Raw genomic sequence first — 24,983 nt, 5'->3', positions numbered from 1 at the left:
GCAGTAGGCCGTAGGAAAGACGTCACGAGTCACGCTCCTCTGACTACTCACTACTGACTAGTCCCTACTGCCTCTCTTACGGAATATCCTCAGGCCGCCGGCCGGGCCGGCTCTTGTAGGACGGAAATGCCCAGCCGAAACGAAGCGCACCGCCACGCACCGCAAGCGCCACGGCGAAACCGGCCAAGCCTGAGACAAGCTGCGGCAGTCCGGCGACGTCGCCCAGTGTGAAGATGGCGGCACCCGCCAGGGCGGCCGTAACATAGATCTCTGGCTTCAGCAGCACCGATGGCTCACCGGCCAGGAGATCGCGCAATATGCCGCCGAAGGTCGCGGTCAGCATGCCGGTGATGATCGAAACCACCGGCGAACCGGTGATAGCCAGGCCCTTTGCCGCGCCCATCACCGAAAAGGCGGCAAGGCCGATGGCATCGAGCCACAGCAGCAGTCTGTAGCGGGATTCGACGCGGTGCGCGGTGAAGAACACCAGGATCGCCACCACCGCGCAGATCAGCACATAATCGCGGTTTCCCACCCAGAACACAGGCACATTGAGGATGAGATCGCGAAACGTGCCGCCGCCGATGCCGGTGACGCTGGCCAGGAACAGGAAACCGATGACGTCGAGCTGCTTGCGCGACGCAGCCAACGCCCCCGTCGCCGCAAAAACGGCAATGCCGGCATAGTCGAGAAGGGCGATGGGATGCATGGAAGCCAAGGGAGTAGGGGAGTAGGGGAGTAGGGCAGTATGTTTATCACGAAGCCGGAGAGTTGGTACGACCCCTACTGCCCTACTGCCCTACTGCCTAACTACGCATCCTTCTCCGCCTGCTCGTTGACCGGCCCCGGCTCGACCGGCGCCTCGGCGGCGACCTTCGGGCCGCCCTTGGCCACGCCGACCATGGCCGGCCGCAGCACGCGCTCGCCGATCGAATAGCCCGGCTGCACGACCTGAACCACCGTGTTGGCCGGGACATCGGGATTGGGCACTTCGAACATCGCCTGATGGAAATTGGGATCGAATTTCTCGCCTTCCGGAGTCAATTTCTTGACCCCGTGCCGTTCCAGTGCCGACAGCATGGCGCGCTCGGTGAGGTCGACGCCTTCGATCAGCGCCTTGAAGCCGGCATCGCCCGACGCCTTGGCCTCGGCCGGAATGGCGTCCAGCGCGCGGCGCAGATTGTCCGACACCGACAGCATGTCGCGGGCGAAATTCGCCACCGCATAGGTGCGCGCGTCGTGCACGTCGCGCGCGGTGCGGCGACGCAGGTTTTCCATCTCGGCCGCGACGCGCAGCGCGCGGTCCTTCAGCTCTTCATTTTCCTTCAGCAATCGCACAAGCGCTTCATAGTCGCCGTCGATGCTGCCTTCCGTGCGCTCGGCACTGGCCTCGGCCGCCTCGGCTTCGCTGGGCGCGCGTTCGTCTTTTGCCTGGTCGCTCATCGCCGTTTCCCGTCATTTCGAATGGTTTGGATTTTGTGCCCGATATCGAGGTTTGGCGCTCAAAAATCAAGAGGTAAGCGACTGTGAGGGCCTTCGGGCGGACCCAACGCGGCCGATGGCAATACTTCGATTTTAATTCAAACTTTACCGTACTTGCCGGCTGTGCTTGCCACAAGCGCGTGATGCGGGAACCATTCGCTTGCTGGAGGAGTTTCGGAGCCGACACAGGATTTTGAAATGATGACCCGCAGCAAGGCTGAAAACGAAGAACGGCTCGCCACGGAGGTCAGGCGCCAAGTCGGTGCCAAGACGATGACGCGTTTTCTGCGCACCTTGCCGGCCTTCCGCATCGAAGCCGACATTCCCGACCGCTTCAAGGATTTGCTTGACCGCCTCGATCGGGTCGCCGGGAGCCCTTCAAGCAGCAGCGGGCGCCAGTAGCGACACATCTGCGACGCTGGCCTCCAGCCGCGACGCTCACGAATTTGACTCCTCAAATGTCCACGGCCTTGCCGTCTCGGCATCGAAAAAAGGTTCAACTCGGTGTAGCGCCACGGCACGGAATTGATCCATCGCGCGACGATTACGCACAGTAATTTCGCGTGATCTTTGTCTTGCGGTGGCGGAACGCGCCGCCTATGGTTCCTGATGAACATGATTTCCCCTGAGGCTGCGGCCAACAGCAAGCGCGCCTGGCTCAAAATCCTGGCGCGCTACAAGAAGCCCGACCGGCGGCGCAGCACACTTGAACTCGCCATCACCCTCATTCCGTTCGCCACGCTCTGGGCGCTCTCTTCGGCTGCCTATGCCTATGGCCATTGGTGGGGACTGATCCTCATCCTTCCCGCGGCCGGGTTCCTGGTGCGGATCTTCATGATCCAGCACGATTGCGGCCATGGCTCCTTCTTCGCCAACCGCTACGCCGACGACTGGATCGGCCGCGCGCTCGGCATTCTGACCTTGACGCCCTATGACTGCTGGCGGCGCGCCCACGCCGTGCATCATGCCAGCGCCGGCAATCTCGACGAGCGCGGCATGGGAGACATCAGGACGCTGACCGTTACCGAATACCGGCAACTGTCATGGCGAGGCCGCCTGGCCTATCGTCTCTATCGCCATCCCCTCGTGATGTTCGGCCTGGGGCCGATCTGGCTGTTCATCTTCGAGCAAAGGCTGCCTGTCGGCATGATGCGCGGCGGCCTGACACCCTGGGTGTCGTCGATGACCACCAATCTCGGCATTGCGCTTGCCGCGGCCATCCTCATCTGGTTCGTCGGCCCCGGCGCCTTCCTGGTGGTCCATCTGCCGATCGTCATCCTCGCCGGTTCGGCCGGCATCTGGCTATTCTATGTCCAGCATCAGTTCGAGGAGACGGAATGGGCGAAGGATTCCGAATGGGAATTCCAGCATGCCGCCTTGCACGGGTCATCCTACTACGACTTGCCGCGGGTGCTGAACTGGTTCACCGGCAACATCGGTGTCCACCACGTCCACCACCTCTCCGCCAAAGTGCCCGGATACCGGCTGCAGGAAGTGCTGCGCGACTATCCGGAACTGCGTGGCATCGGCCGCGTCACGCTGATCGAGAGCCTGCGCTGCGTCAAACTGGCATTGTGGGATGAAAGCCGCCGCAAGCTGGTGTCGTTCCGCGAGGCACGGGCAGCGGCCTAACCAATTCCAGGAAAAGTGTGACGGTTCCCCGGGGAAAAGCGCGTAGCGCTTTCCCTTGGGGAATTGCGTCAAGACAAGAAGTAAAAAAAACCGCCGCGCCTGGGGCGCGGCGGTTGGCAACGTCCGGATCAGGCCGCCTGGCGTTCGTCGCGCATCAGAATCTCGCCATGGCGGATTTCCGTGCCCAGCACTTTCAGGCATTCGCGGATGAAGTTGGACAGGCCCGGCCAGCCCTTGGCTGACACGAGATTGCCGTCGACATGGGCGCCGGTCGGCGCGACGTCGATGTAGATGCCGCCGGCCAGCGTCACTTCCGGCTCGCAATAGTGGAGTGCCGCGACTTCCCTGCCGCGCACCACGCCGTCGACGGCGATCAGGATCTGCACGCCGTGACAGATGGTGAAGATCGGCTTGCCGGCCTCGTGGAAATGGCGCACCAGCGCCTGCACGCGCTTGTCGATGCGGATGTATTCCGGCCCGCGTCCGCCCGCCGCGTAGACGGCGTCGTATTTGGCCGGGTCCACCTCGGAAAACGTCTTGTTGAGGATATAGTCGTGGCCGAGCTTTTCTGTATAGGTCTGGTGGCCTTCGAAGTCGTGCAGCGAGGTCTTCAGGACGTCGCCCGCTTTCTTGTCCGGGCAGACGACATGAACCGTGTGGCCGACGGCATGCATTGCCTGTTCAAAGACGAAAATCTCATACTCCTCGCTGAACTCGCCAACGAGCATCAATATCTTCTTGCCTGCCATTTCCAGTTCCTCCCTTGTGGCCCTATTTATTTCGGATCACGAAATAATACCCATATCCTACGGGCAGGACGACGAAAGGGAAAGCACAAATCGCACAATTGGTACGACCAGTTGGCGTCGAGACCCGTCCTCCTGATCATTGAGGAGTTCGCGGAGGAGGAAAACGGCGCCACTGGTTCGACCAGAGCTACAATCAGGCGGCCGTCTTGATCATGTCAGCGGCCTTTTCGGCGATCATGATGGTCGGCGCGTTGGTGTTGCCGCCGATCAGCGTCGGCATCACCGAAGCGTCGACGACACGCAAGGCTTGCATGCCGCGCACACGCAATTGCGGATCGACTACCGCCATATCGTCGACGCCCATCCTGCAGGTGCCCACGGGGTGATAGACGGTGTCGGCGCGAGCGCGGATATGGGCCATTAGTTCGGCATCACTCGAAGCCCCGGCGGTGTAGATCTCCTTGGCGCGGTATTTGGCCAGCGCTGGCGCTTCCAGGATGCCGCGCATCGTCCTGACGCCCTTGAGGAGCAGATGGGCGTCGCGTTCGTCGGACAGGAAGCGCGGATCGATGCGCGGTGGCGCCAACGGATCCGGCGTCGACAGCCCGACTTCGCCGCGCGAATGCGGCCGCAGCACACAGACATGGCAGGAGAAGCCGTAGCCCATGTGCAGCTTGCGGCCATGATCATCGACGATGGCGATGCAAAAATGGAGTTGCAGGTCAGGGCGGTCGATCTCTGGGTCGGATTTGAGGAAGGCGCCGCCCTCCGCATAGGGCGTGGCGATCATGCCGCCGCCATCCTTGCGCCAGCGCAGCATATGCCGCAGCAAGCCAGGCAGACCGCGCAGCCCGATGCCCATCATGTCGGCATCCCTCGATGTCCAGCCCATGATGAAATCCAGATGATCCTGCAGGTTCTTGCCGACGCCAGGCAATTCATGGACCATCCGAATTCCGTGGGCGGCGAGCTCGACGGCTGGGCCTACTCCAGACAGCAACAACAGTTGCGGCGAGCCAAAGGCGCCGCCGCAGACGATGACCTCGCGCCTGGCACGCGCAACGGCTTCGCTGTTGCCCTCGCGATAGCGCACGCCGGTGGCCCGCTTGCCGTCAAGGACAATGCCGGTGGCATGCGCTCCGGTGATGACGGTCAGGTTTGGCCGGCCGATCGCCGGATGCAGATAGGCCGCCGCCGCCGAACAGCGTTCGCCATTGCGGTCTCCACCCCAGAATTGCGTGACCTGATAGAGTCCTGCTCCTTCCTGTTCCGGTCCATTGAAATCGTCATTGCGGCGGATCTGGTTTTCGCCGCAAGCCTCGACAAAGGCCCGGGAGAGCGCACGCGGCTCCTGCTGCTCGGCAACCCGCAGCGGCCCGTCGTCGCCGTGCAGGGCATCGCTCCCGCGCTGGTTGCCTTCCGCGCGCCGAAAATACGGCAACACCTCGTCCCATGACCAGCCGTCGCAGCCGAAATTGGCCCACTCGTCATAGTCGCTGCGATGGCCCCTGACATAGAGCATGGCGTTGATGGCGCTCGAGCCGCCAAGCGCCTTGCCGCGCGGCTGGTAGCCCTTGCGGCCGCCGAGACCTTGCTGCGGCACCGTCTCGAATGCCCAGTTGTGGATCTTCGGCCGGCCGGGCAACAGCGCGATGACGCCGGCCGGGGCGCGGATGAACAGGTTCTTGCCCTCGCCGCCGGCTTCGACCAGGCAGACCGTCTTCGATGGATCCTCGGAGAGACGCGCCGCAAGCGTGCAGCCTGCGGATCCGCCGCCGGCGATGACGTAGTCGAAAGTCATGATTCCCTCCTCCCACCCGGCGGATGTTTCCGTCCGGATAGCCCAGAGAAGGCCCGATCAGAGCTGATGTAAAGACGTCGGCGATTACCGCAGCGTCAGCTGTTGCGAAGGCGCCGCCAGGAATATTTCGGGCCCTTGGGTTCCTGCGCTTCGGCCGGCTGGTAGTAGAGCCCCAGGCCGCCGGTGCGGCCCTCCTCCAGGCGCTTCAACAGCACAGGGTTGGAGATCTCGAACTCGTCGAAGCCGAGGCGCAGCATATGCGGCAGCTGGTCGACGAGAACCTGGCCGGTAGCGCGGACAGCGCCCTCGAAATCATAGCGCTCGCGCAGCAATTCTCCCTTGGAGAAGGAACGGCCGTCACTGAAGGCAGGAAACGCCAGTGCCACCAGCGACAGCTGGTCGAGCAGGTCGGCTATCTTCTCGAGCTGATCGCCGGGCTGCAGCACCACGCCGAGCCGCTCCCTGGCGGAGCGGCGCAACTCCGGATCGAGATCGAGGAATGCCTGCAGCGGCAGGATGAAGCGGCCATTGCCGGCGAGCGCGTCCGCGCTCTCGGCATGTGTCCATTCATCCTCGCGAAAACCATCCGGGGTCCAGAGCCGGGTGACCGGTGTCGTCGGTTCAGTCATCAAAAAAGTTCCTAAATATTCAAACGAGCCAAGGATGTGATGAGATTCAGGTCGGGCTGCGCCGAAAATGGCGGCTTCCAAGAACCGGAGCGGAGCGTACTAGAAGTACGCGAGCACCGGCCTTCGCCGACCGTAGCCTTAATTACCACGGCCATTCAAGAGTGCTTCGGCCGGCGAAGGCCGGAAGCGCGGGAAGCTGGCATTTGCAGGCCAGTCTCACCTGAATACCAGCATATCCTACAGGGATGCGTCGGTCAGCGATACTTCCAGCCCCGACAGGTGAATGCCGCACTCGGTCTTGGCATGGCCGGCCCAGCGGCCGCTGCGCGCGTCCTCGCCCGGCTGCACCGGCTGCGTGCACGGGAAACAGCCGATCGACAGATAGCCATAGGCGACCAGCGGATTTTCGCGCAGCGCGTGCGCACGCATGTAGTCCGCCTGGTCCGATGTCGTCCAGTGCGCCAGCGGATTGATGCGGATGCGCGGACCGACCGCCTCGAACACCGGCAGTGCGGCGCGCGTCGAGGCCTGGAAGCGCTTGCGCCCGGTGAACCAGGCACGGAACGGTGCAACGCCACGCGCCAGCGGCTCGACCTTGCGCACGTTGCAGCAGGCATCGGTATTGCTCTGGTGCAGATTGCCCGTCGGGTCGACCCGCTCGAGCGCCGCTTCCTCGGGTTTGATCACCCTTATGTTGGTCAGCCCGAAATCCGCGACGAGCGCGTCGCGATAGCCGAGCGTCTCCTCGAAATGCTTGCCGGTGTCGAGGAAGATGACAGGCAGTGTACGGTCGATCTCCGAGATCATGTGCAGCAGCACGGCCGAATCCGCCCCGAAGGACGACACGGCCGCGATCTCGTCATGAAACAGATCGCTCGCCGAGCGTTCGATGATCTCGAGCGCGTTCAGGTGCCCATAGAGCGCATCGAGCCCCGCCGCCTTGGCGGCGGCGCCGTCATCGACGTCGGCTATTTGGTCAAGCGGCCTTGGCTTCGCCAGCATAGAGCGCCTCCTTGAACGGCGCGGGACCGACTCGGCGGTAGGCGTCGATGAATTTTTCCTGCGGGTTGAGCCGAAGGCCGAGATAGGTATCGACGATCTGCTCGATGGCGTCGGTGATCTCTTCCGACGAGAAGCCGCGGCCGATGATCTCGCCGACCGACGTGTTTTCGTCGGCCGAGCCGCCCAGCGTCACCTGGTAGAGCTCGGAGCCCTTCTTCTCGACGCCGAGGATGCCGATGTGGCCGACATGGTGGTGGCCGCAGGCGTTGATGCAGCCGGAAATCTTCAGCTTCAGCTCGCCGATCTCGCGCTGCCGTTCAAGCGAGGCGAAGCGGCGCGAGATTTCCTGCGCGATCGGGATCGAGCGCGCCGTGGCCAGCGCGCAATAGTCGAGGCCCGGGCACGCGATGATGTCCGATATCAAATTGGAATTGGCCGTCGCCAACCCGATGTCGACCAGCGCGTCATACACGGCCTTGAGGTCGGCGCGCGCCACATGCGGCAGGATCAGGTTCTGTTCATGGCTGACGCGAAGCTCGTCGAAAGCGTATTTCTCGGCGATGTCGGCGACCGCTTCCATCTGACTGTCCGAAGCGTCGCCCGGCACTTCGCCGATGCCCTTGAGCGAGATCGTCACCGCCGCATAATCGGGATGGCGATGCGTCACCACGTTCTGGTCGAGCCATTCCGAAAAGCCCCTGGAATCGAGACGCGCCAGTTTGACCGTCTCGTCGCCGTCCGGCCGATCCGTCAGCGCCGGCGGCGCGAAATAGGCCTCGATGGCGCGGATGTCGGCATCCGGCAGCTTGAGCTCCGCATCCTTCAACTCTTGCCACTCGGCCTCGACCTGGCGGGTGATTTCCTCGACCCCGGTCTCGTGCACCAGGATTTTGATGCGCGCCTTATACTTGTTGTCGCGGCGGCCATAGAGATTGTAAACGCGCAGGATCGCCGTGCAGTAGGACAGAAGATCGGCTTCCGGCAGGAAGTCGCGAATCTTGCGGGCCACCATCGGCGTGCGGCCCTGACCGCCACCGATATAGACGGCAAAGCCCAATTCGCCGGCCGCATTCTTCTTCAGGTGCAGGCCGATGTCATGCGTCTGGATGGCGGCGCGGTCGCGCTCTGCACCGGTCACCGCGATCTTGAACTTGCGCGGCAGGAACGAGAATTCCGGATGCACCGACGACCACTGGCGCAGGATTTCCGCATAGGGGCGCGGATCGGCGACCTCGTCGGCGGCGGCTCCGGCAAAATGGTCGGCGGTGACGTTGCGGATGCAATTGCCGCTGGTCTGGATGGCGTGCATCTCGACGCTTGCGAGATCCGCCAGGATCGCCGGAATGTCCGACAGCGCGGGCCAGTTGAACTGGATGTTCTGGCGCGTGGTGAAGTGGCCGTAGCCCTTGTCGTATTTGCGGGCGATGTGGCCGAGCATGCGCAGCTGCTTGCCGTTCAGCGTGCCATAGGGCACCGCGATGCGCAGCATGTAGGCATGCAGCTGCAGATAGACGCCGTTCATCAGCCGCAGCGGCCGGAACTGGTCCTCGGTGATCTCGCCGGACAGCCGGCGCTGGACCTGGTCGCTGAACTCGGCGACGCGGGCCTGGACAAAATCGTGGTCGAACTCATCGTAACGGTACATGCTTCGTCTTTCAGGGCGCGTCCGCCCGCGTCTGGTGTCTGTTAGGCCGCCCAAGTCGACTGCTTGGCGGCCTGCTTACCGAGATCGTTGCGGATGGTGGGACCCGCGGCGCGGATCTTCTCGCGCAACCGCACCGGCTCGACCACGCCGCCGACGACTTCAGCGTCGATCAGATTGACGTCGACCACTTCATTGTCGGCATAGGCCTTGGCGCCGATCGCCTCCAGGCGGTCTTCGTCCGCCTTGTCATGGGCAAGGTCGGCGTGGTCCACCGTCTCGGCCCAGCCGCCATCGGCGTACCAAACGGCGATGCCATCGCTTAGGCGGTTGGCGGTCAGTATCTTCATGACTGAACTTTCTCGGAGGTGGCCTTGGCCACGCCTTCATGCGTGTGCGCCGCGAGCGGCTCGGACTGCTCGAAATTGGCACCGGCAACGGCGTCGCCGATAATGGTCATGACCGGGCCAGAGAGATCGGCGCGCGCTTCCAGCGACGGCAGGTCGGCGAGCGTGCCGTGAAAGCGGCGGCGGTTGGCGAGGCTGGCATTCTCGACCACGGCGACCGCCGTGTCCGGCGACAGGCCGGCCTCGATCAGCCGGCCGGCAACCTCGGCGGCGACCGAGCGGCCCATATAGACGGCGACGGTGGCGCCGGAAATGGCGAGCTTGGCCCAGTCGGGCAGGGAATTGCCCTTGAGGTCGTGGCCGGTGGTGAACACCATAGACGATGAAACCCCGCGCAAAGTGAGCGGCAGTTCGAAATCGGCGGCGGCGGCGAAGGCCGCGGTGACGCCGGGAACCACCTCATAGGCGATGCCGGCATCGCGCAATGCCGCCATCTCCTCGCCGGCCCGGCCGAACACCAGCGGATCGCCCGACTTCAGCCGCACCACGCGCTTGCCCTGGCAGCCAAGCTCGACCAGCAGCGCGTTGATTTCGGCCTGGCTCTTGGTATGGCAGCCTTTGCGCTTTCCGACCGGCAGGCGCTCGGCGTCGCGGCGGCCCATGGCAACGACCGCCTCCGGCACCAGCGCGTCATGGACAATGACGTCGGCCTCCATCAGCAGGCGATGCGCCCGCAGCGTCAAAAGATCCTCGGCACCGGGACCGGCGCCGACCAGGGCGATGTGGCCCGAAACCGGTGCGTTCGACAGCAACAGGTCGGTCGCAGCTTCATGCGCCCGCGAAAGCTCGCCCGCCTCGACGGCACGCGCCGGCGCACCGCCGAAGAAGTCGCTCCAGAAGCGGCGGCGAATATTGCCCTTGGGCAGTCTCTCGGCGGCGGCACGGAACGAAGCGGCAAGCGCCGCAAGCCCGCCGAGCGACGGCGACAGCATGCGGTCGATGCGGCTGCGCAATATCTGGGCCAGCACCGGGCCGGCACCCTCGGTGCCGATGGCGATGGCGACCGGCGCACGGTTGACCAGAGCCGGGGTGAAGAAATCGCAAAGTTCCGGCCGGTCGACGGCGTTGACTGGAATGCCCAGCGTGCGCGCGTCCTCGGCGACCCGGCGGTCCAGCGCCTCTTCGCCGCTGGCGGCAAACACCAAGACCGCGCCTTCGAGCTGCGCCGCGTCGTAAGCCGCCGCGACATGGTTCGCGCCCGTCTGGGCGATGAAGGCCAACAGCTCCGGTTCGGCGTTTTGGGCGATGATGCGCAAAACCGCACTCGACTGTCCGATCAGCCGCGCTTTGGCCAGCGCTTCCTCGCCGCCGCCGACAATGGCCACGGCTTCGCCCTCGACCCGCACGAAGACGGGGAAGGCATTGAGCTTGGGGGCGGTGTGCGGCATGAAAACGGGCAGAGTCCTTAATTGGCTGCAGTTTTACGCCCGGGCGCGGAAAACCAGAAGCAAAGCACTCGCGCATCCTGTGATGGCAGGCAATCGCTTTTTCGCAACTGCGAAAGGCAAGAGAAAAATATTCCACATCCGTCCAAAGCGCGGATTCAAGCAACCGGGGCAAAGCTTGATTTCAGGTCTTTTTAGCCATCGGCGCAGCATCTCGCAAAACACATTTTTCTAATTTCTACCAATTCAGTAGATTAAAGCCGCCTTCGGGCGCCTCTGCCTTTCGGCGTCCGTCGCGCGGCCCTCGGGGCCGATTCCAGAGGTTGGAACATTAACGGTTCGCCACGCGTTCCCCCTCCTGCCCAAGTCGAACTGTTCGGGGCGCTCGGAAAGCCATGACGTCGAAGAAAGGAACCCGCCACATGATCAAGCTGAAGCATGGTATCTGGGTCGTGGTGGCTGACGGTGAAAAGGCGCTTTTCCTTCGGAACGCCGGCGACAACAAATTTCCGGACCTTCAGGTCGTGCAGGAGATGGAGCAGGAAAACCCGCCAACGCGCGAGCAAGGCACCGACAGTCCGGGTCGCTACAGTGACGGTCCCTCGGTGCACCGCAGCGCGGTCGAGGATACGGACTGGCATCGCATCGGCAAGGAACGCTTCGCCGACGAGATCGCCGACCGGCTCTACAAGCTCGCGCATGGCGGCGAGTTCAAGGAGATCGTGCTCGTCGCCCCGCCAATGGTGCTCGGATCCATGCGCAAGAAATTGCACAAGGAGGTCGAGGACAAGGTTATCGCCGAAGTCCCCAAGACATTGACCAATCACGCCATACCAGAGATCGAGGCCTTGCTGCGGGCCGCCTGATCGGTAGTCTGCCAATCGACATTGGGGCGGCGACCCGATTTTCAGGTCGAATGGCTGGCTGCCCAGCCCTGTGCTCAACCATCCGCGGTCAGTAGGGTGCGCTGGTGAATGAGCATCCCTGGAGCGTCTTCGGTTGCTCCAGGAGCTGTTCGTTCCGCCACGCGGCAATGAGGTGTGGACCATGCTCGCCCTAGTCATTTCTTCCGGTAGTGTGGCCGGGCTGACGCTCGCCGAAGTCGACGAACCCCAGCCTCTCCCGAATGAAGCGCTGATCTCGGTCCGAACAACCTCGTTGAACCGCGGTGAACTGCGCCTGCTCACCATACGTCCGAACGGTTGGATACCTGGCCAGGACATCGCCGGGATTGTCGAACGGGCTGCCGCCGATGGCTCCGGGCCAGCCGTGGGCGCCCGGGTTGCGGCATTGGTCGACCAGGCCGGCTGGGCCGAACGTGTCGCCGTTTCAACCGACCGTCTCGCCGTCATCCCGGATGAGGTCAGCTTCGTTTCCGCCGCCACGCTTCCGGTCGCGGGCACCACGGCGCTTCGGACTTTGCGCCATGGCGGCGACCTGGCCGGCCAGCGGGTCCTGATCACCGGTGCGAGCGGCGCTGTCGGCCGTTTCCAGATCCAGATCGCCCGCGAGCAAGGCGCTTCCGTGACAGCAATCGCCGCCGCCCGGCATGCCGAGGATCTCCGCGGCCTCGGAGCCGAGCAGATTGTCGGGTCGATAGAGCAGGCCGAGGGGCTATTTTCACTGATTACAGAGTCGGTCGGCGGCGAAAGCCTGGCACACGCGATCGAACGCGTCGCACCCGGCGGCACCATCGTCATGTTCGGTTCGAGCAGTGGCGAACTCACGCCGGTCGGGTTCCGCCAGTTCGTTCCGGGCCACGAGGGGGCGAAGCTCCAGACTTTCGCCTACTACACGTCCGGTCCTGACATTGGCACGGACATCGCCTCGCTGCTCACCCTGGCCGCGGTCGGCCGGCTGGAGACCCGCGTCGCCATGACAGTGCCGTGGACGGACATCGCCCAAGCCCTGGACGCACTGCGACAGCGCAGCTTCAGCGGCAAGGCCGTTCTCACCATGACCGGATGAGGCAATTCTTAGCCTGAAGCCTCACACGTGCTGGCCGCCATTGATGTGAATTTCCGAGCCGGTCACGTAGGACGCCTGCTGCGAGCACAGGAAGAAGATGATGTCGGCGACCTCGGCCGTAGTGCCGAGGCGCCTAAGCGGGATCGTCTCGACGATCTTGTCCGTGCCCGGCGACAGGATCGCCGTGTCGATCTCGCCCGGCGCGATGGCGTTGACGCGGATGCCGTGCGGCCCGAAATCATGCGCCATTTCGCGCGTCAGCGAGCCGAGCGCCGCCTTCGATGTCGCATAGGCGGTGCCGGCGAAGGGATGTACGCGCGTGCCGGCGATCGAGGTGACATTGACGATCGATCCCTTGGCCGTCGCCAGTTCCTTGAACAGGCCGCGCGCCAGCATGATCGGCGCGAAGAAATTGACCTGGAACACGTCGCGCCAGACATGCATCGGCGTGTCAATCGAGTTCATGCGGCTGTTGCCATCGCTGAGCTTCGGCGAAATGCCGGCATTGTTGACCAGCGCGTGCAACTGGCCGCCATGCGCTTCCAGCCGGTGCCGAATTTCGGAAACGGCGATGCCGACATCTTCCTGGTCAGCAAGATCGACTTTGATGTGGTCCTCGGGACCTGCTGGCCAAGGGCAATCCTCGGCAAAGGCCTGGCGCGAACAGGTGATGACGCGCCAGCCCTCGCGCGAAAAGCGCTTGACCGTGGCATGGCCGATGCCCCGGCTGGCGCCGGTCAGCACGATGGTTTTTCGAGTGTCGAGTTCAGCCATGTCGGGTCTCCTGGCTGGAGATGTAGCCGAACGCCAGCGAGGTGGCGAGAGGCCGAAATGTCACCATTCGCCAGAACGCCGGAACCGGGAAGCCGCCGCCTCGTTGGTTCGACAATGCCAGCCGATCGACGAGATAGAGCCATGAAACAGACAGCACCTCTCGACATCGCCACCGCCTTCACTACGGCGTGGACCAGCCATGACCTCGAAAAGGCGGCATCCTATGTCGCCGAGGACGTCGTTTTCGAAGGGCCGATGCAGCAGTCGACCGGCAAAGAACCCTATCTGAAAGGCCTGGCGAAGCTCTCGCAGGACGTGACCGGCGTGCGCATGATTGCCGCCTTTGGCGATGATCGCCAGGCTTTGCTCATGTACGACCTGATGACGAAGTCGTCCGGAGCGCTGTCCTGCGCCAAACATCTTACCGTCAGCGACGGCAAGATCCATAGCGACAAGTTGACCTTTGACAGCAAGAAGCTTGGCAGCGCCAAGCCAAAGGCGAACGGCAGCTAACTCAACCCCCGCCGAGGATGTCGAGGATCGAGGTCTGCCGCTTCTTCAACGGGCCACCGACGCTGCCTGGCGGCACGGGATGTCCGACCGACGCCGTGGTGCCATCATCCGCCGGCATGCCGAAGCCATCGGCATCGACAGTCTGGGCAGGCCGCGCCGCGCGAACCGGCGCGGCCGCTTGTGCGGCCGGCGCCTGCTGGCCGACCGACGCGGAAGGAACCGGCGCCGGCTGGTTGTTGCCGGCTGATGGTATCTCGTCGGGTACGATCGTGTCGGGCGGCGTCGATTTCCAGGTGCCGGGCAGCGGCCTCACCGGCACACCCTCATGCGCGGCGACCATGAACTCGTGCCATGCCTGCGCCGGAAGCGCACCGCCGGTGACCTTCTTCATCGGACTGCCATCATCATTGCCGAACCACACACCTGTGGTGAGATTGGCGGTGTAGCCGACGAACCAGGCGTCACGCGAATTCTGGCTGGTGCCGGTCTTGCCGGCCGACGGCCAGGCAAAGGCTGCCTTCTTCGCGGTGCCGGTCTCGACGGTGCCGGTCATCATCGAATTCATCATGCCGACGATCTCGGGCTTGACGACACGCGGCGCGCTGCCGCCACCGCTGTCGTAAAGCACCTTGCCGTCGGCGGTTGTGATGCGGCGGATGAAATGGATGTCCGGCTTGTAGCCGCCATTGGCGAAAGGCACATAGGCCGAGGTCAATTCCAGCGGCGTCACTTCCGACGTGCCGAGCGCGATCGAGGTGTTGGACTGCAGATCGGATTGCACGCCCATGCGGTGCGCCGCCTCGACCACCGCGTTCGGCCCGACTTCCATGGTCAATTGCGCGGCGACGGAGTTCAGCGACTTCGCCAAGGCGGTCGCCAGCGTCACCTTGCCGAAGTACTTGCCGCCATAATTGTCGGGCGTCCAGTTGCCGATCTTGATTGGCGCATCGTTGCGTACGCTGTCTGGCGTGCGGCCGGCTTCGAGCGCCGCCATATATACGAACGGCTTGAACGCCGAGCCCGGCTGACGGCGTGCCTCGGAGGCGCGGTCGAACTGGCTGGTCGAGTAATCGTAGCCGCCGACCATGGCGCGCACCGCGCCGGAATCGTCGATCGACACCAGCGCGCCCTGGGTGACGTTGAGCTTCTTGCCGCTGCCGTCGATCAGCCTGCGGATCGACTGTTCAGCCAGCTTCTGCAGGTTCAGGTCGACAGTGCTATCGATGACGATGTCGCCGCGCACGTCGCCGATCAGGTCGGGCAGTTCTTCCATGATGGTGTCAGCAACGTAGTTTTCCGACCCGGTCCAATAGGACGGCGAGCGCGTCGCCGGCGCGCTCAGCGCGGTCTTGAACTCCTTCTCGCTGATCTTGCCCTCCTCGCGCATGGCGGCGAGCACGAGCTGCGATCGCTCCTCGGCAGCCTTCGGATCGCGCGCCGGCGACAGCCGCGACGGGGCTTTCAGCAAGCCGGCAAGCAATGCCGCTTCCGACAGGGTGACGTCGCGCGCGCTCTTGCCGAAATAGCGCCGGGAAGCCGCTTCGACGCCATAGGCGCCGGAACCGAAATAGACCCGGTTGAGATACATTTCGAGGATCTGGTCCTTGCTGTGCTTGTGCTCCAGCCACAGCGCCAGCAGCACCTCCTGCACCTTGCGCTCCAGCGTTCGGTCGGGCGTCAGGAACAGGTTTTTGGCCAATTGCTGAGTTAGCGTCGAACCGCCTTGCGAGAAATGCCCGCCCATAACGTTGGTCACCATGGCCCGCGACAGGCCGATCGGGTCGATGCCGAAATGCGAATAGAAACGGCGATCCTCGATGGCGATCACCGCCTCGGGAATATAGGGCGACATTTCGTGCAGGCCGACCGCCTCGCCGCCGCTCATGCCGCGATTGGCGAGCAACTGGCTGTCGGCCGAGACGATCTTGATGTTGGGGGCGCGGTCCGGGATCGACCAGGTGGTGGCCGCCGGCATCTTGGCGCCGTAATAGACGACGACGCCCGCCACCGCGATGCCGCCCCAGATGGCGAGCACGAAGCACCAATAGAACAGCCGGCCAAACACACCGAACAGGCCGCGCCGGCTTCTGCCACGCCCACCGCGCGACGACTTCGCCTTCGACGATTTGCGCTTTACGGAGGCTTTGCGGTTGCTCGGCACGACGCGATCCTCTTCGCTCACCGAAAGACCCGGCTGGGATCGCGCCTGTCGCGGTCCCTCGAAACTCGGTTCGATGCGGTTGTCCCTGCGGTTCGCCATGCGCTGCGCTGTCTGTCCCCGGTGCCTATGGCGCTCCGGTTGAAGAGTAGATGCGGCGATTTAAGGGCGGGTTAAAGCAGGGTTTATGCACCCTTTTGAAATTCCTTACGATTTTCTAAATTCGTTACCGCCCGTCACCGCTATGAGAGAGAAAAAGGCCAGTGCCTGCTCCTCGCAGGTCACCGCCACGACGCTGTTCGACCGGTCGATGTCGAGGCCTTTCGGGCCGCCTTCCTCGACGCTGGCTCTGCCGCGCTGAAAAATTTCCTCATCGAGCACGGCGACCGAACGCGACGGGCGGCGATGCCCGGTCCAATCGCCATTGCTGGCATAGACATGCACCGCCGGGCTGCCCGCGTCGGCGACGAGGATGTGCCGGTCGTCATCGGTAAACCGCAGGCCATGCGGAAAGCCGGCGTCCTGCAGGATGCCGGTGGGCTCGCTGTCGGGCCCAAGCGATGGCGACATCCGGTAAAGCTTGACGTCCCTTGTACCGTGGCTGCTGACGGCAATCCACCGGCCGTCATGGCTGAGCGCGATGCCGTCGGGAATGTCCAGCCCATTCCTGAGCAATGGCCGGTTCCTGATCGTCCGGTAGCCCAGCCAGCGGACTGCCACATGCCGGGTGACCAGATGCGTATAATTGTTGCAGACCAGCAGGCTGATGCGGCCGCCGGACTGGCGCCGGACGACGACCGAGCCCGGTGTGTCGAGTTTGCAAAAGGGCTTGCCGCTGATCCGGCGAACGGCCGTGATTTCCCGATGCTGCCCCGCCATGCTTTCCACCGGCAGTTCGAACACCGCAAGCTTCCCGTCGCGGTTGGCGACCACCAGGGTCCGGTCATCGATGAAGTCCAGCCCATGCACCTCGCCGATGCTCTCCGATCTCAGCTCCATGAAATCATGGATCGTGACATCGGGACCACCCGGCCCCATCCCGACATCGACACGCAGGACCAGGCACCGCTTGCGCGCGAAGGCCGCGATCGCCAGCAGCCGATTGTCCGGCGAAAAGCGCAGGTCCTCGGTTCTTCCGATCGCTGAAAGGGCCGCCCGCATCGCTTCACTGGCCTTGAAGCCGATCTGGGGTGTCATGATGTGCTTTTCGTCCAGATCGAACGCGGGAAATACTCGGTTTGCACCCGCCGGCGAATCTCCAACCCGTTTTGATGTCATGCTAGAGACCCGCTGCCTTTGCCAGATAGCCCTTGAATTTCAGGCCGCCAGCCATGCTCTTTGTGCCTATCGGTCAAGGCCGGCCGCCATCTGCACATCGAGCGGCATGAAGACCCCCATTTTCAGATCGGCTCGAACGTCACATCCGGCTGGTCGGGGCCGCCGGCTTGCCGCAGCAAGGCAACCAGGTGTTCGCGCCTGTCGACCGGCTGTTTTCGCCAGTTCGATGCATTTGTTATGTGCAGCCAGCCGTCGACAGACATGAAAAAGTCCTCATGCCGATCATCCCCCTCGCCGAAGCGGACCAAGGTGTCCTCCGTGAACCGGATCGACGCCGGATCCATCGACCGGTAAAGCACCGGCCAGTTGCCGCCGCCCGAATCCATGTGAAACTTGTAGCTCGGGGCGAAATCCAGCGGTCGCCGCAGCAGGCTCCCGTCGAAGAAGCAGAAGGCGGGCCACAGGAACCAGCCGCCTAGCGTCGGCGTATCGCGCCGCACGCTGCCGTAGGCGCTCTTGCCCTCGAGCCGGTCACGGATGGAAAAGGCTTGCGTGGGAAAGATATCATGGTCGATGAAGCCGAAGAGCTTCGGGCCGAAACCGGTCACGAAGTTCCGCACGATCCAGTTCAGCGCCTGGCCGTGCGATCTGGAGACGACAAGCCTGTTCTTCGGCAAGGCGACATAGGGGACCTGCTGGCGACGGCAGAGGTCGCGGATCGCCTCCCTTGCCTCGTCCTTCTTGCTGTTGTCGAAGACGATGTAGCTCTCATGTTCGGCCAGGTATCGGCGCACGAGATGGATCTGCCACTCGATCACATCGGGCCGGTTGAAGGCCACGGTGGCGACGACCGCGTTGCGGAATGCCTGTTGTCGCCCCTGCAATTCGCTGACCGGCGCGGCAGTCCGCAGGAAGCGAAATGTCCGCCAGTGATAGCGCAGCAGCGCTTCGCGCCTTGGCGGCCTGTTCAGCCGCTCCCATTCCGCCACGCTAATCCTGGGCGGATCGTCGCCCTCCGGCGCGTTGGAAGCCCCCATGTCGCGCTCCTGCATCCGCCAAATCAACGGCGGGTTCAGTTCTGCTGGATCGAAATGCCCTTGTCGTCGATCTTGAGTTCGACGCCTTTCGGCTTGGTCTGCTCGCGGTAGACATAGACGCCAAGCGCGATGACCACGACGGCGAGCGCGCCAATGATGAGATAGAGCGTATTCTGTTTCATGCCGCGCTCTTTCCGATGTCGAGCCTCAGGCTCGTTTCAGCACCTTCACCAGCACCAGCAGGATAATAGCGCCGATCGTGGCATGGATGATGGAAGCGATGACGCCGCCGCCGATGGAAAAGCCGATCCGAGGGAAAAGCCAGCCGGCGATGAAAGCGCCGACGATGCCGACGATGATGTTGCCGATCAAGCCGAAGCCGAAACCCGAGACGATGAGACCGGCAAGCCAACCGGCGATGGCACCAATGATGATGAAAACGAGAAGGCTTTCGACACCCATAGCGATTTTCCTCCAAGCAAGAGCGCGAACGCGGGGCGGAAAGCTCCGAATCGGCCTCGATATCAAGGGCTTCAGGCTATGCGAAAGCAGCCGCCCTCGCCAGCGGCGCGCTCACTGGAGCATGATCCCGGAAAGTGGCAACCGTTTCCGGAAAAGATCGTGCTCCAACAAAGGGATAGAGCAATCCAGGCAAAGTGTGAGGCGCTTTTCCCGGGAAAAGCACGTAGCGCTTTGGCTTGGGGATTGCGTCAAAACCTAATCGTCATCGTCGCTGGCGGCGGGCCGCCAGCTGGTCGGCTCGACCTTCTTTTGCGTGTGGCTGTCGGTGTAGACCCACCAGCCGTCGTCGCGATATTGCGCGATGGACTCGTTCAGCACGCCGTCGCTGTCCTTCCAGGTAACACTGACCTTGGAGCCGTCGGTCGGCGCGGTCGCAATGGGCTTTCGGTCGACCATGTCATCCCCTTCGAACCGACTAACTGAGCCGACAGAACGCGACGGCTTGCACGTGGTTCCAAACTGCTCCGGCGACGCAAGTTGCGCGAGGCCGGTCAGCTGTGAGCGAAGATATCCTCTTCGCCCCAGCCCATCAGGTCAAGCTTGGCCCGCGTCGGCAGGAAGCGGAAACAGGCATCCGCCTCCTTGGCCCGCCCGTCGCGTGCCAGCCGCCCGGCAAGGACATCGCGCAGCCGGTGCAGATAGAGCACATCGGAAGCGGCATATTCGAGCTGTTCGGGCGACAGTGTTTCAGCCGCCCAGTCCGACGATTGCTGCGCCTTGGAGAGGCCGACGCCGAGAAGCTCGAAGCAGATGTCCTTCAGCCCGTGACGGTCGGTATAGGTACGGGTCAGCCGCGAGGCGATCTTGGTGCAGAACACCGGCTCGGGCATCACCCCGAACGCATTGTAGAGCACGGCAAGGTCGAAGCGCCCGTAGTGGAACAGCTTGGTTATGCCGCGGTTCCTGAGCAGGCTGACGAGGTTCGGCGCCTTCTTCTGCCCCGGTGCGATCTGGATAACGTCGGCGCTGCCGTCGCCGGGCGAGATCTGCACCACGCACAGCCGGTCGCGATGCGGGTTGAGGCCCAGCGTTTCCGTGTCGATGGCCACCGCCCCGACATTGTAATGCGTGAGGTCAGGCAGATCATGCTTGTGGAAACGGATATCGGCCATTGTCTTCTCCGGTCGCGGCGTTACCCGTCCTCGCCGCGATCCGGTGAAAAATCAACAAGAAATCTCGTTTTCCGCCGCTCAGCGCGTCAGTGCATCGAGAATGCGCGCCCAGGAGCGCTGGCCCTTGTGGAAGGATGAGAGCTCATATTTCTCGTTGGGCGAATGGATGCGGTCGTCGTCGAGGCCGAAGCCGACCAGCAGCGATTCCATGCCGAGATAGGTCTGGAAGTCGCCCACCACCGGAATGGAGCCGCCGCTGCCGGTCGTCACCGCAGGCTTCGGCCACTCATCGGACAGCGCATTCTTGGCCTTGGCCAGGAATGGCGAGTCATAGGAAAGCTGGATTGCCGGCGAGCCGCCATGCGGGTGGAACTCGACCGAACAGTCGGCCGGAATGCGCTCGCTGACGAATTTCTGGAAGGCTGCGCGGATCTTCTTGGGATCCTGCTTGTGGACGAGGCGGAACGACACCTTCGCCGAGGCTTCCGCCGCGATCACCGTCTTGAACCCCTTGCCGGTATAGCCGCCGATGATGCCGTTGAACTCGGCGGTCGGCCGCGCCCAGGTGAGTTCCAGCACCGAACGGCCTTTTTCCCCCGAAGGGATCGACAGGCCGACAGGCCCGAGGAAGGTCTCGGCCGTCTCGCCAAGCGTCTCCCATGATTTCAGCACCTGCGACGGCGTTTCCTCGACGCCGTCATAGAAGCCGGGGATGGTGATATGGCCATCCTTGTCGTGGATGTCGGCCAGCACCTTGGCCAGGATGCGGATCGGGTTGGCGGCGGCCCCGCCATAGAGGCCGGAATGCAGGTCGCGGTCGGCGGCCTTGACCGTGATCTCCTCGCCGACCAGTCCGCGCAGTCCCACGCAGATCGACGGCGTGTCGCGGTTCCACATGCCGGTATCGCAGACCAGCGCGAAGTCGGCCTTGAGCTCCCCGGCATTGGCTTCGAGGAACGGCTTCAGCGACGGTGAGCCGGACTCCTCCTCGCCCTCGAACAGGATTGTGATGTTGCATGGCAGGTTGCCATGCACCTGCTTCCAGGCGCGGCACGCCTCGACGAAGGTCATCAGCTGGCCCTTGTCGTCGGCCGAGCCACGCCCGGTGATCACCTTGTGGCCAGGCCCGACCTCCTTGATGGCAGGCGCGAACGGATCATTTTCCCACAGTTCGATCGGGTCGACCGGCTGTACGTCGTAGTGGCCATAGAACAGCACATGCGGCGAACCCGCCGGCCCGTCATGATGCGCGACGACCATCGGATGTCCGGGCGTGTCACGCACGCTGGCGTCGAAGCCGATCAGCTTCAGCTCCGCCACCAGCCATTCCGCCGCTTTGCGGCAGTCTGCGGCATAGGCCGGATCGGTGGAGATCGACTTGATCCTGAGCAGGCCGAACAGCCGTTCGAGGCTCTGGTCGAGATTCTTGTCGAGGCGGTCGAGGACGGGGGAAATTGCGGACATTTGCTAAGCCTTTCGATTCAGTGCCGGAACCGTAAAGGCAGAGCGGCAAAACGAAAAGCCCGGGACGATTGGACCACGGCCGCGCGGCCATGTCGCAAGGCAAAAAAATGCCGCCGTGGTGGAGGGGAACCACGGCGGCCTTTACTCGAAACGATGCGGCAGCCCGGAGAGGGGGGATAGGCTGCCGCAAGTGTCCGGGATAGGCGGGGGACGGGCCTTGCTCCGGACTTCGGCGAAAACTGCCGATGACATCTATTTGGGTCTGTGAACGTGGCGATTCAAGGGCACGAGTATTACACTTTTGTAACGTGGCCGTGATCAGGCCGCCTCGACTTGGTTCTGTCAGGGTGTTGCCGGAACCGATATCTGGCGATGTCTTTGGCATGGACCAAGCCGTCGCGCCGCGCTATCCCTGCCGGCATGAAAAAAGGCGATCATCTCTTCCTTGTCGACGGCTCCGGCTACATCTTCCGGGCCTATCACGCGCTGCCGCCGCTGACACGCAAGTCCGACGGCCTGCCGGTCGGCGCCGTTTCCGGTTTCTGCAACATGCTGTGGAAGCTGATGCAGGATGCCCGCAACACCGATGTAGGCATCGTGCCGACACATTTCGCGGTCATCTTCGACTATTCCTCGAAAACCTTCCGCAACGACCTTTATCCCGAATACAAGGCCAACCGTTCGGCGCCGCCCGAGGATCTGATCCCGCAATTCGGCCTGATCCGCCAGGCGACCCGCGCGTTCAACCTGCCCTGCATCGAGATGGAAGGCTTCGAGGCCGACGATCTCATCGCCACCTATTGCCGGCTAGCCTGCGAAGCCGGCGGCGACACCACCATCATCTCCTCCGACAAGGACCTTATGCAACTGGTCGGTGCCACGGTCGGCATGTATGACCCGATGAAGGATCGCCAGATCGGTGTTCCCGAAGTGATCGAGAAATGGGGCGTGCCGCCGGAAAAGATGGTCGATCTGCAGGCGTTGACCGGCGACTCCGTGGATAACGTTCCCGGCGTGCCCGGCATCGGCCCGAAGACGGCGGCGCAACTGCTGGAGCAGTTCGGCGACCTCGACGGGCTGCTGGCCCGGGCCGGCGAGATCAAGCAGGACAAGAGGCGCGAATCGATCATCGCCAACACCGACAAGGCGCGCATCTCGCGCCAGCTGGTGACGCTGAAGAACGACGTGCCGGTGGCCGAGGGCCTGGACGACTTCGTCCTGCACGCACCGGATGGCCCGAAGCTGATCGGTTTCTTGAAGACCATGGAATTCACCTCGCTGACCCGCCGTGTGGCGGAAGCGACCAGCACCGAGGCCGGGGACGTCCAGGCCGTCGCTGTCACCGTCGAACGCGCCGACAGCGCGCATGGGCCGGATGTCGGCGCCGGAGCACCCGTCACTACCCGAAACGGGGCCGAGCCAAGCGAGGCCAACGGAACGACCGAAACACCAAAGCAGGGCGACTCGCCTTCCCTGCTCGCGGCGCTGCGGCTGGAGCGGGCTGCCACCCGCAAGATCGACATATCGGCCTACCAATGCATTCGCGATATCGCGACCTTGAAAGCATGGGTGGCCGAAGCGCGCGAGACTGGTATCGCCGCCTTCGACGTCAGGGCGACAGCGGCCGATCCGATGCGGGCCGAACTGATCGGCATGGCAATGGCGACCGCGCCCGGCCGCGCCGCCTACATTCCCTTTTTCCACAAGAGCGGCAACGGTGACCTGCTCGGCGGCGGTACGCTCGAAAACCAGATCCCTGTTCGCGAGGCGCTGGCGGTGCTGAAGCCACTGCTGGAGGACAAATCGGTCCTCAAGATCGCGCAGAACCTGAAATACGATCTCGTCATCATGAGCCGCTATGGCATTGATGTCGCACCGTTCGACGACACCATGCTGATCTCCTATGTGCTCGATGCCGGCACCCCGCATGGCCACGGCATGGACGCGCTTGCCGACAAATGGCTTGGCCATACCCCTCTTCAGCTCAAGGACGTGACCGGCTCCGGCAAGAACTCGGTCGGTTTCGATCAGGTCGACATCGACAAGGCAACCGCCCACGCCGCCGAGGACGCCGACGTGACGCTCCGGCTCTGGCTGGTGCTGAAGCCCCGGCTTGCCGCCAAGGGCCTGGTGTCGGTCTACGAGCGGCTGGAACGGCCGCTGGTGCCGGTGCTGGCGCGCATGGAACAGCGCGGCATTTCAGTCGACCGGCAGATCCTGTCCAGGCTGTCGGGTGAATTGGCGCAAGGTGCCGCACGGCTGGAGGAGGAAATCTACCAGCTCATCGGCGAGCGCATCAACATCGGCTCGCCCAAGCAGCTCGGCGACATCCTGTTTGGGCGGATGGGCCTTCCCGGTGGCTCCAAGACCAAGACTGGCCAGTGGTCGACCTCGGCGCAACTTCTGGAAGACCTCGCCGCCGAGGGTCACGAACTGCCGCGCAAGATCGTCGACTGGCGCCAGCTAACCAAGCTGAAATCGACCTACACCGATGCGCTGCCCGGCTTCATCCATCCCGACACCAAACGCGTCCACACTTCCTACGCGCTTGCCGCGACGACAACCGGCCGGCTGTCATCGTCCGACCCGAACCTGCAGAACATTCCCGTGCGCACCGCCGAGGGGCGCAAGATCAGGACCGCCTTCATTGCCGACAAGGGCAACCGGCTGGTCTCGGCCGACTACAGCCAAATCGAACTCCGCGTGCTCGCGCATGTCGCCGAGATCCCGCAACTGCGGCAGGCCTTCGCCGACGGCGCCGACATCCACGCCATCACCGCCTCGGAAATGTTCAACGTGCCCGTGGAGGGCATGCCTTCCGAAGTCCGCCGCCGCGCGAAGGCGATCAATTTCGGCATCATCTACGGCATTTCGGCCTTCGGCCTCGCCAACCAGCTGTCGATCCCGCGCGAGGAGGCGAGCAACTACATCAAGAAATACTTCGAGCGTTTCCCCGGCATCCGCGACTATATCGAGGAGACCAAGGCCTACGCCCGCGAGCATGGCTTCGTCGAGACGATCTTCGGCCGTCGCATTCACTATCCCGACATCAGATCGTCCAACCCCTCGATCCGCGCGTTCAACGAGCGCGCCTCGATCAACGCCCGCCTGCAAGGCACTGCCGCCGACATCATCCGCCGCGCCATGGTGCGTATGGACGAGGCGCTGGAGAAAGCGAAGCTGTCCGCCCGCATGCTCTTGCAGGTGCATGACGAACTGATCTTCGAAACCGTCGACGCGGAAGTCGAGGCGACCATTCCCGTCGTGCGCCATGTCATGGAAAACGCGGCGATGCCGGCTGTATCGATGTCGGTCCCGCTGCACGTCGATGCCCGCGCCGCCAATAATTGGGACGAGGCGCATTAGCGCCAACGCAAGGTGTGTTGAGATTCAGCTCAAGCCGCCATTTGCAGACCGGCCTCACCTGA

General features: G+C 63.4%; 25 protein-coding genes. 7 read left to right on the top strand and 18 right to left on the bottom strand.

Annotated elements, in window-relative coordinates:
• Positions 1-76: 76 nt before the first annotated feature.
• Complete coding sequence (locus tag X741_RS145605) at positions 77-709, bottom strand: trimeric intracellular cation channel family protein (RefSeq protein ID WP_023779255.1); 633 nt, start codon at positions 707-709, stop codon at positions 77-79.
• 101 nt (positions 710-810) lie between these two features.
• Positions 811-1,443 (bottom strand): nucleotide exchange factor GrpE, encoded by a 633-nt coding sequence (gene grpE / locus X741_RS145610; protein WP_023764036.1) that lies wholly within the window; start codon positions 1,441-1,443, stop codon positions 811-813.
• 237 nt (positions 1,444-1,680) lie between these two features.
• Between grpE and X741_RS145615 the strand changes: the two genes are divergently transcribed.
• Together X741_RS145615 and X741_RS145620 are read left to right on the top strand one after the other, a co-directional pair.
• On the top strand, positions 1,681-1,884 hold the full coding sequence (locus X741_RS145615; protein WP_023779254.1) for a NepR family anti-sigma factor: 204 nt from the start codon (positions 1,681-1,683) through the stop codon (positions 1,882-1,884).
• Between the two features lie 207 nt (positions 1,885-2,091).
• Positions 2,092-3,114 (top strand): fatty acid desaturase, encoded by a 1,023-nt coding sequence (locus X741_RS145620; RefSeq protein ID WP_023779253.1) that lies wholly within the window; start codon positions 2,092-2,094, stop codon positions 3,112-3,114.
• Between the two features lie 128 nt (positions 3,115-3,242).
• Here the strand turns inward: X741_RS145620 and X741_RS145625 are convergent, their stop codons facing one another.
• From X741_RS145625 to cysG, 7 genes are all read right to left on the bottom strand, one after another.
• A complete protein-coding gene (locus X741_RS145625) occupies positions 3,243-3,863 on the bottom strand; it encodes a DJ-1/PfpI family protein (protein WP_013892983.1) in 621 nt (206 codons plus the stop codon).
• Positions 3,864-4,056: 193 nt separating this feature from the next.
• The gene (locus X741_RS145630; protein ID WP_023779252.1) at positions 4,057-5,664 is read right to left on the bottom strand and encodes a GMC family oxidoreductase N-terminal domain-containing protein; all 1,608 of its coding nucleotides are present in this window, start codon (positions 5,662-5,664) and stop codon (positions 4,057-4,059) included.
• A 95-nt stretch (positions 5,665-5,759) separates the two neighbouring features.
• Positions 5,760-6,293: a DUF934 domain-containing protein gene (locus X741_RS145635; RefSeq protein ID WP_023779251.1), complete on the bottom strand. Its 534-nt coding sequence runs from the start codon at positions 6,291-6,293 to the stop codon at positions 5,760-5,762.
• 237 nt (positions 6,294-6,530) lie between these two features.
• Positions 6,531-7,295, bottom strand: a complete 765-nt coding sequence (locus X741_RS145640; protein ID WP_023779250.1) for a phosphoadenylyl-sulfate reductase — start codon at positions 7,293-7,295, stop codon at positions 6,531-6,533.
• Positions 7,270-8,940 (bottom strand): nitrite/sulfite reductase, encoded by a 1,671-nt coding sequence (locus X741_RS145645; protein WP_013892980.1) that lies wholly within the window; start codon positions 8,938-8,940, stop codon positions 7,270-7,272. Before X741_RS145645 ends, X741_RS145640 begins: the two co-directional genes overlap by 26 nt.
• 41 nt (positions 8,941-8,981) lie before the next feature.
• A complete protein-coding gene (locus tag X741_RS145650; protein WP_023779249.1) occupies positions 8,982-9,287 on the bottom strand; it encodes a DUF2849 domain-containing protein in 306 nt (101 codons plus the stop codon).
• A complete protein-coding gene (gene cysG / locus X741_RS145655) occupies positions 9,284-10,732 on the bottom strand; it encodes a siroheme synthase CysG (RefSeq protein ID WP_023779248.1) in 1,449 nt (482 codons plus the stop codon). Before cysG ends, X741_RS145650 begins: the two co-directional genes overlap by 4 nt.
• Between cysG and X741_RS1000000169955 the strand changes: the two genes are divergently transcribed.
• The 3 genes from X741_RS1000000169955 to X741_RS145665 all read left to right on the top strand — a co-directional run bounded on the left by X741_RS1000000169955 (position 10,731) and on the right by X741_RS145665 (position 12,697).
• Positions 10,731-10,964, top strand: a complete 234-nt coding sequence (locus tag X741_RS1000000169955; RefSeq protein ID WP_156937926.1) for a hypothetical protein — start codon at positions 10,731-10,733, stop codon at positions 10,962-10,964. The two genes, cysG and X741_RS1000000169955, sit on opposite strands and share 2 nt — an antisense overlap.
• A gap of 187 nt (positions 10,965-11,151) precedes the next feature.
• Positions 11,152-11,595 carry a host attachment family protein gene (locus X741_RS145660; protein WP_031250270.1) on the top strand — a complete coding sequence of 148 codons (444 nt, stop codon included), beginning with the start codon at positions 11,152-11,154 and terminating at the stop codon, positions 11,593-11,595.
• 181 nt (positions 11,596-11,776) lie between these two features.
• Positions 11,777-12,697, top strand: a complete 921-nt coding sequence (locus X741_RS145665) for a zinc-binding dehydrogenase (protein ID WP_023779247.1) — start codon at positions 11,777-11,779, stop codon at positions 12,695-12,697.
• A 21-nt stretch (positions 12,698-12,718) separates the two neighbouring features.
• Here the strand turns inward: X741_RS145665 and X741_RS145670 are convergent, their stop codons facing one another.
• The gene (locus X741_RS145670) at positions 12,719-13,471 is read right to left on the bottom strand and encodes an SDR family oxidoreductase (RefSeq protein WP_023764026.1); all 753 of its coding nucleotides are present in this window, start codon (positions 13,469-13,471) and stop codon (positions 12,719-12,721) included.
• Between the two features lie 141 nt (positions 13,472-13,612).
• Here X741_RS145670 and X741_RS145675 point away from each other — a divergent pair, with 141 nt between their 5' ends.
• Positions 13,613-13,984 carry a nuclear transport factor 2 family protein gene (locus X741_RS145675; protein ID WP_023779246.1) on the top strand — a complete coding sequence of 124 codons (372 nt, stop codon included), beginning with the start codon at positions 13,613-13,615 and terminating at the stop codon, positions 13,982-13,984.
• Position 13,985: 1 nt separating this feature from the next.
• On the opposite strand, the gene X741_RS145680 is transcribed toward X741_RS145675, so the two are convergent.
• The 8 genes from X741_RS145680 to X741_RS145715 form a co-directional block, all read right to left on the bottom strand.
• The gene (locus X741_RS145680; protein ID WP_023779245.1) at positions 13,986-16,244 is read right to left on the bottom strand and encodes a transglycosylase domain-containing protein; all 2,259 of its coding nucleotides are present in this window, start codon (positions 16,242-16,244) and stop codon (positions 13,986-13,988) included.
• Between the two features lie 105 nt (positions 16,245-16,349).
• A complete protein-coding gene (locus X741_RS145685) occupies positions 16,350-17,339 on the bottom strand; it encodes a hypothetical protein (RefSeq protein WP_023779244.1) in 990 nt (329 codons plus the stop codon).
• 203 nt (positions 17,340-17,542) lie between these two features.
• Entirely contained in the window at positions 17,543-18,457 is a 915-nt protein-coding gene (locus X741_RS145690) for a hypothetical protein (protein WP_023779243.1), read from the bottom strand.
• Between the two features lie 35 nt (positions 18,458-18,492).
• Positions 18,493-18,639 (bottom strand): hypothetical protein, encoded by a 147-nt coding sequence (locus X741_RS1000000168850; protein WP_013892968.1) that lies wholly within the window; start codon positions 18,637-18,639, stop codon positions 18,493-18,495.
• Positions 18,640-18,664: 25 nt separating this feature from the next.
• A complete protein-coding gene (locus X741_RS145700) occupies positions 18,665-18,919 on the bottom strand; it encodes a GlsB/YeaQ/YmgE family stress response membrane protein (protein ID WP_013892967.1) in 255 nt (84 codons plus the stop codon).
• Between the two features lie 255 nt (positions 18,920-19,174).
• The gene (locus tag X741_RS145705; RefSeq protein WP_023779242.1) at positions 19,175-19,375 is read right to left on the bottom strand and encodes a hypothetical protein; all 201 of its coding nucleotides are present in this window, start codon (positions 19,373-19,375) and stop codon (positions 19,175-19,177) included.
• 95 nt (positions 19,376-19,470) lie between these two features.
• Complete coding sequence (locus X741_RS145710; RefSeq protein ID WP_023779241.1) at positions 19,471-20,091, bottom strand: ribonuclease D; 621 nt, start codon at positions 20,089-20,091, stop codon at positions 19,471-19,473.
• Positions 20,092-20,169: 78 nt separating this feature from the next.
• Positions 20,170-21,555 carry a M20/M25/M40 family metallo-hydrolase gene (locus X741_RS145715; RefSeq protein ID WP_023779240.1) on the bottom strand — a complete coding sequence of 462 codons (1,386 nt, stop codon included), beginning with the start codon at positions 21,553-21,555 and terminating at the stop codon, positions 20,170-20,172.
• A gap of 420 nt (positions 21,556-21,975) precedes the next feature.
• On the opposite strand from X741_RS145715, the gene polA reads away from it, so the two are divergent.
• A complete protein-coding gene (gene polA, locus X741_RS145720; RefSeq protein ID WP_023779239.1) occupies positions 21,976-24,921 on the top strand; it encodes a DNA polymerase I in 2,946 nt (981 codons plus the stop codon).
• Positions 24,922-24,983: the final 62 nt, after the last annotated feature.

It is taken from the genome of Mesorhizobium sp. LNHC221B00 (assembly GCF_000502935.1).
GTDB lineage: Bacteria > Pseudomonadota > Alphaproteobacteria > Rhizobiales > Rhizobiaceae > Mesorhizobium > Mesorhizobium opportunistum.
This window is presented reverse-complemented; position numbering and strand designations above follow the sequence as displayed.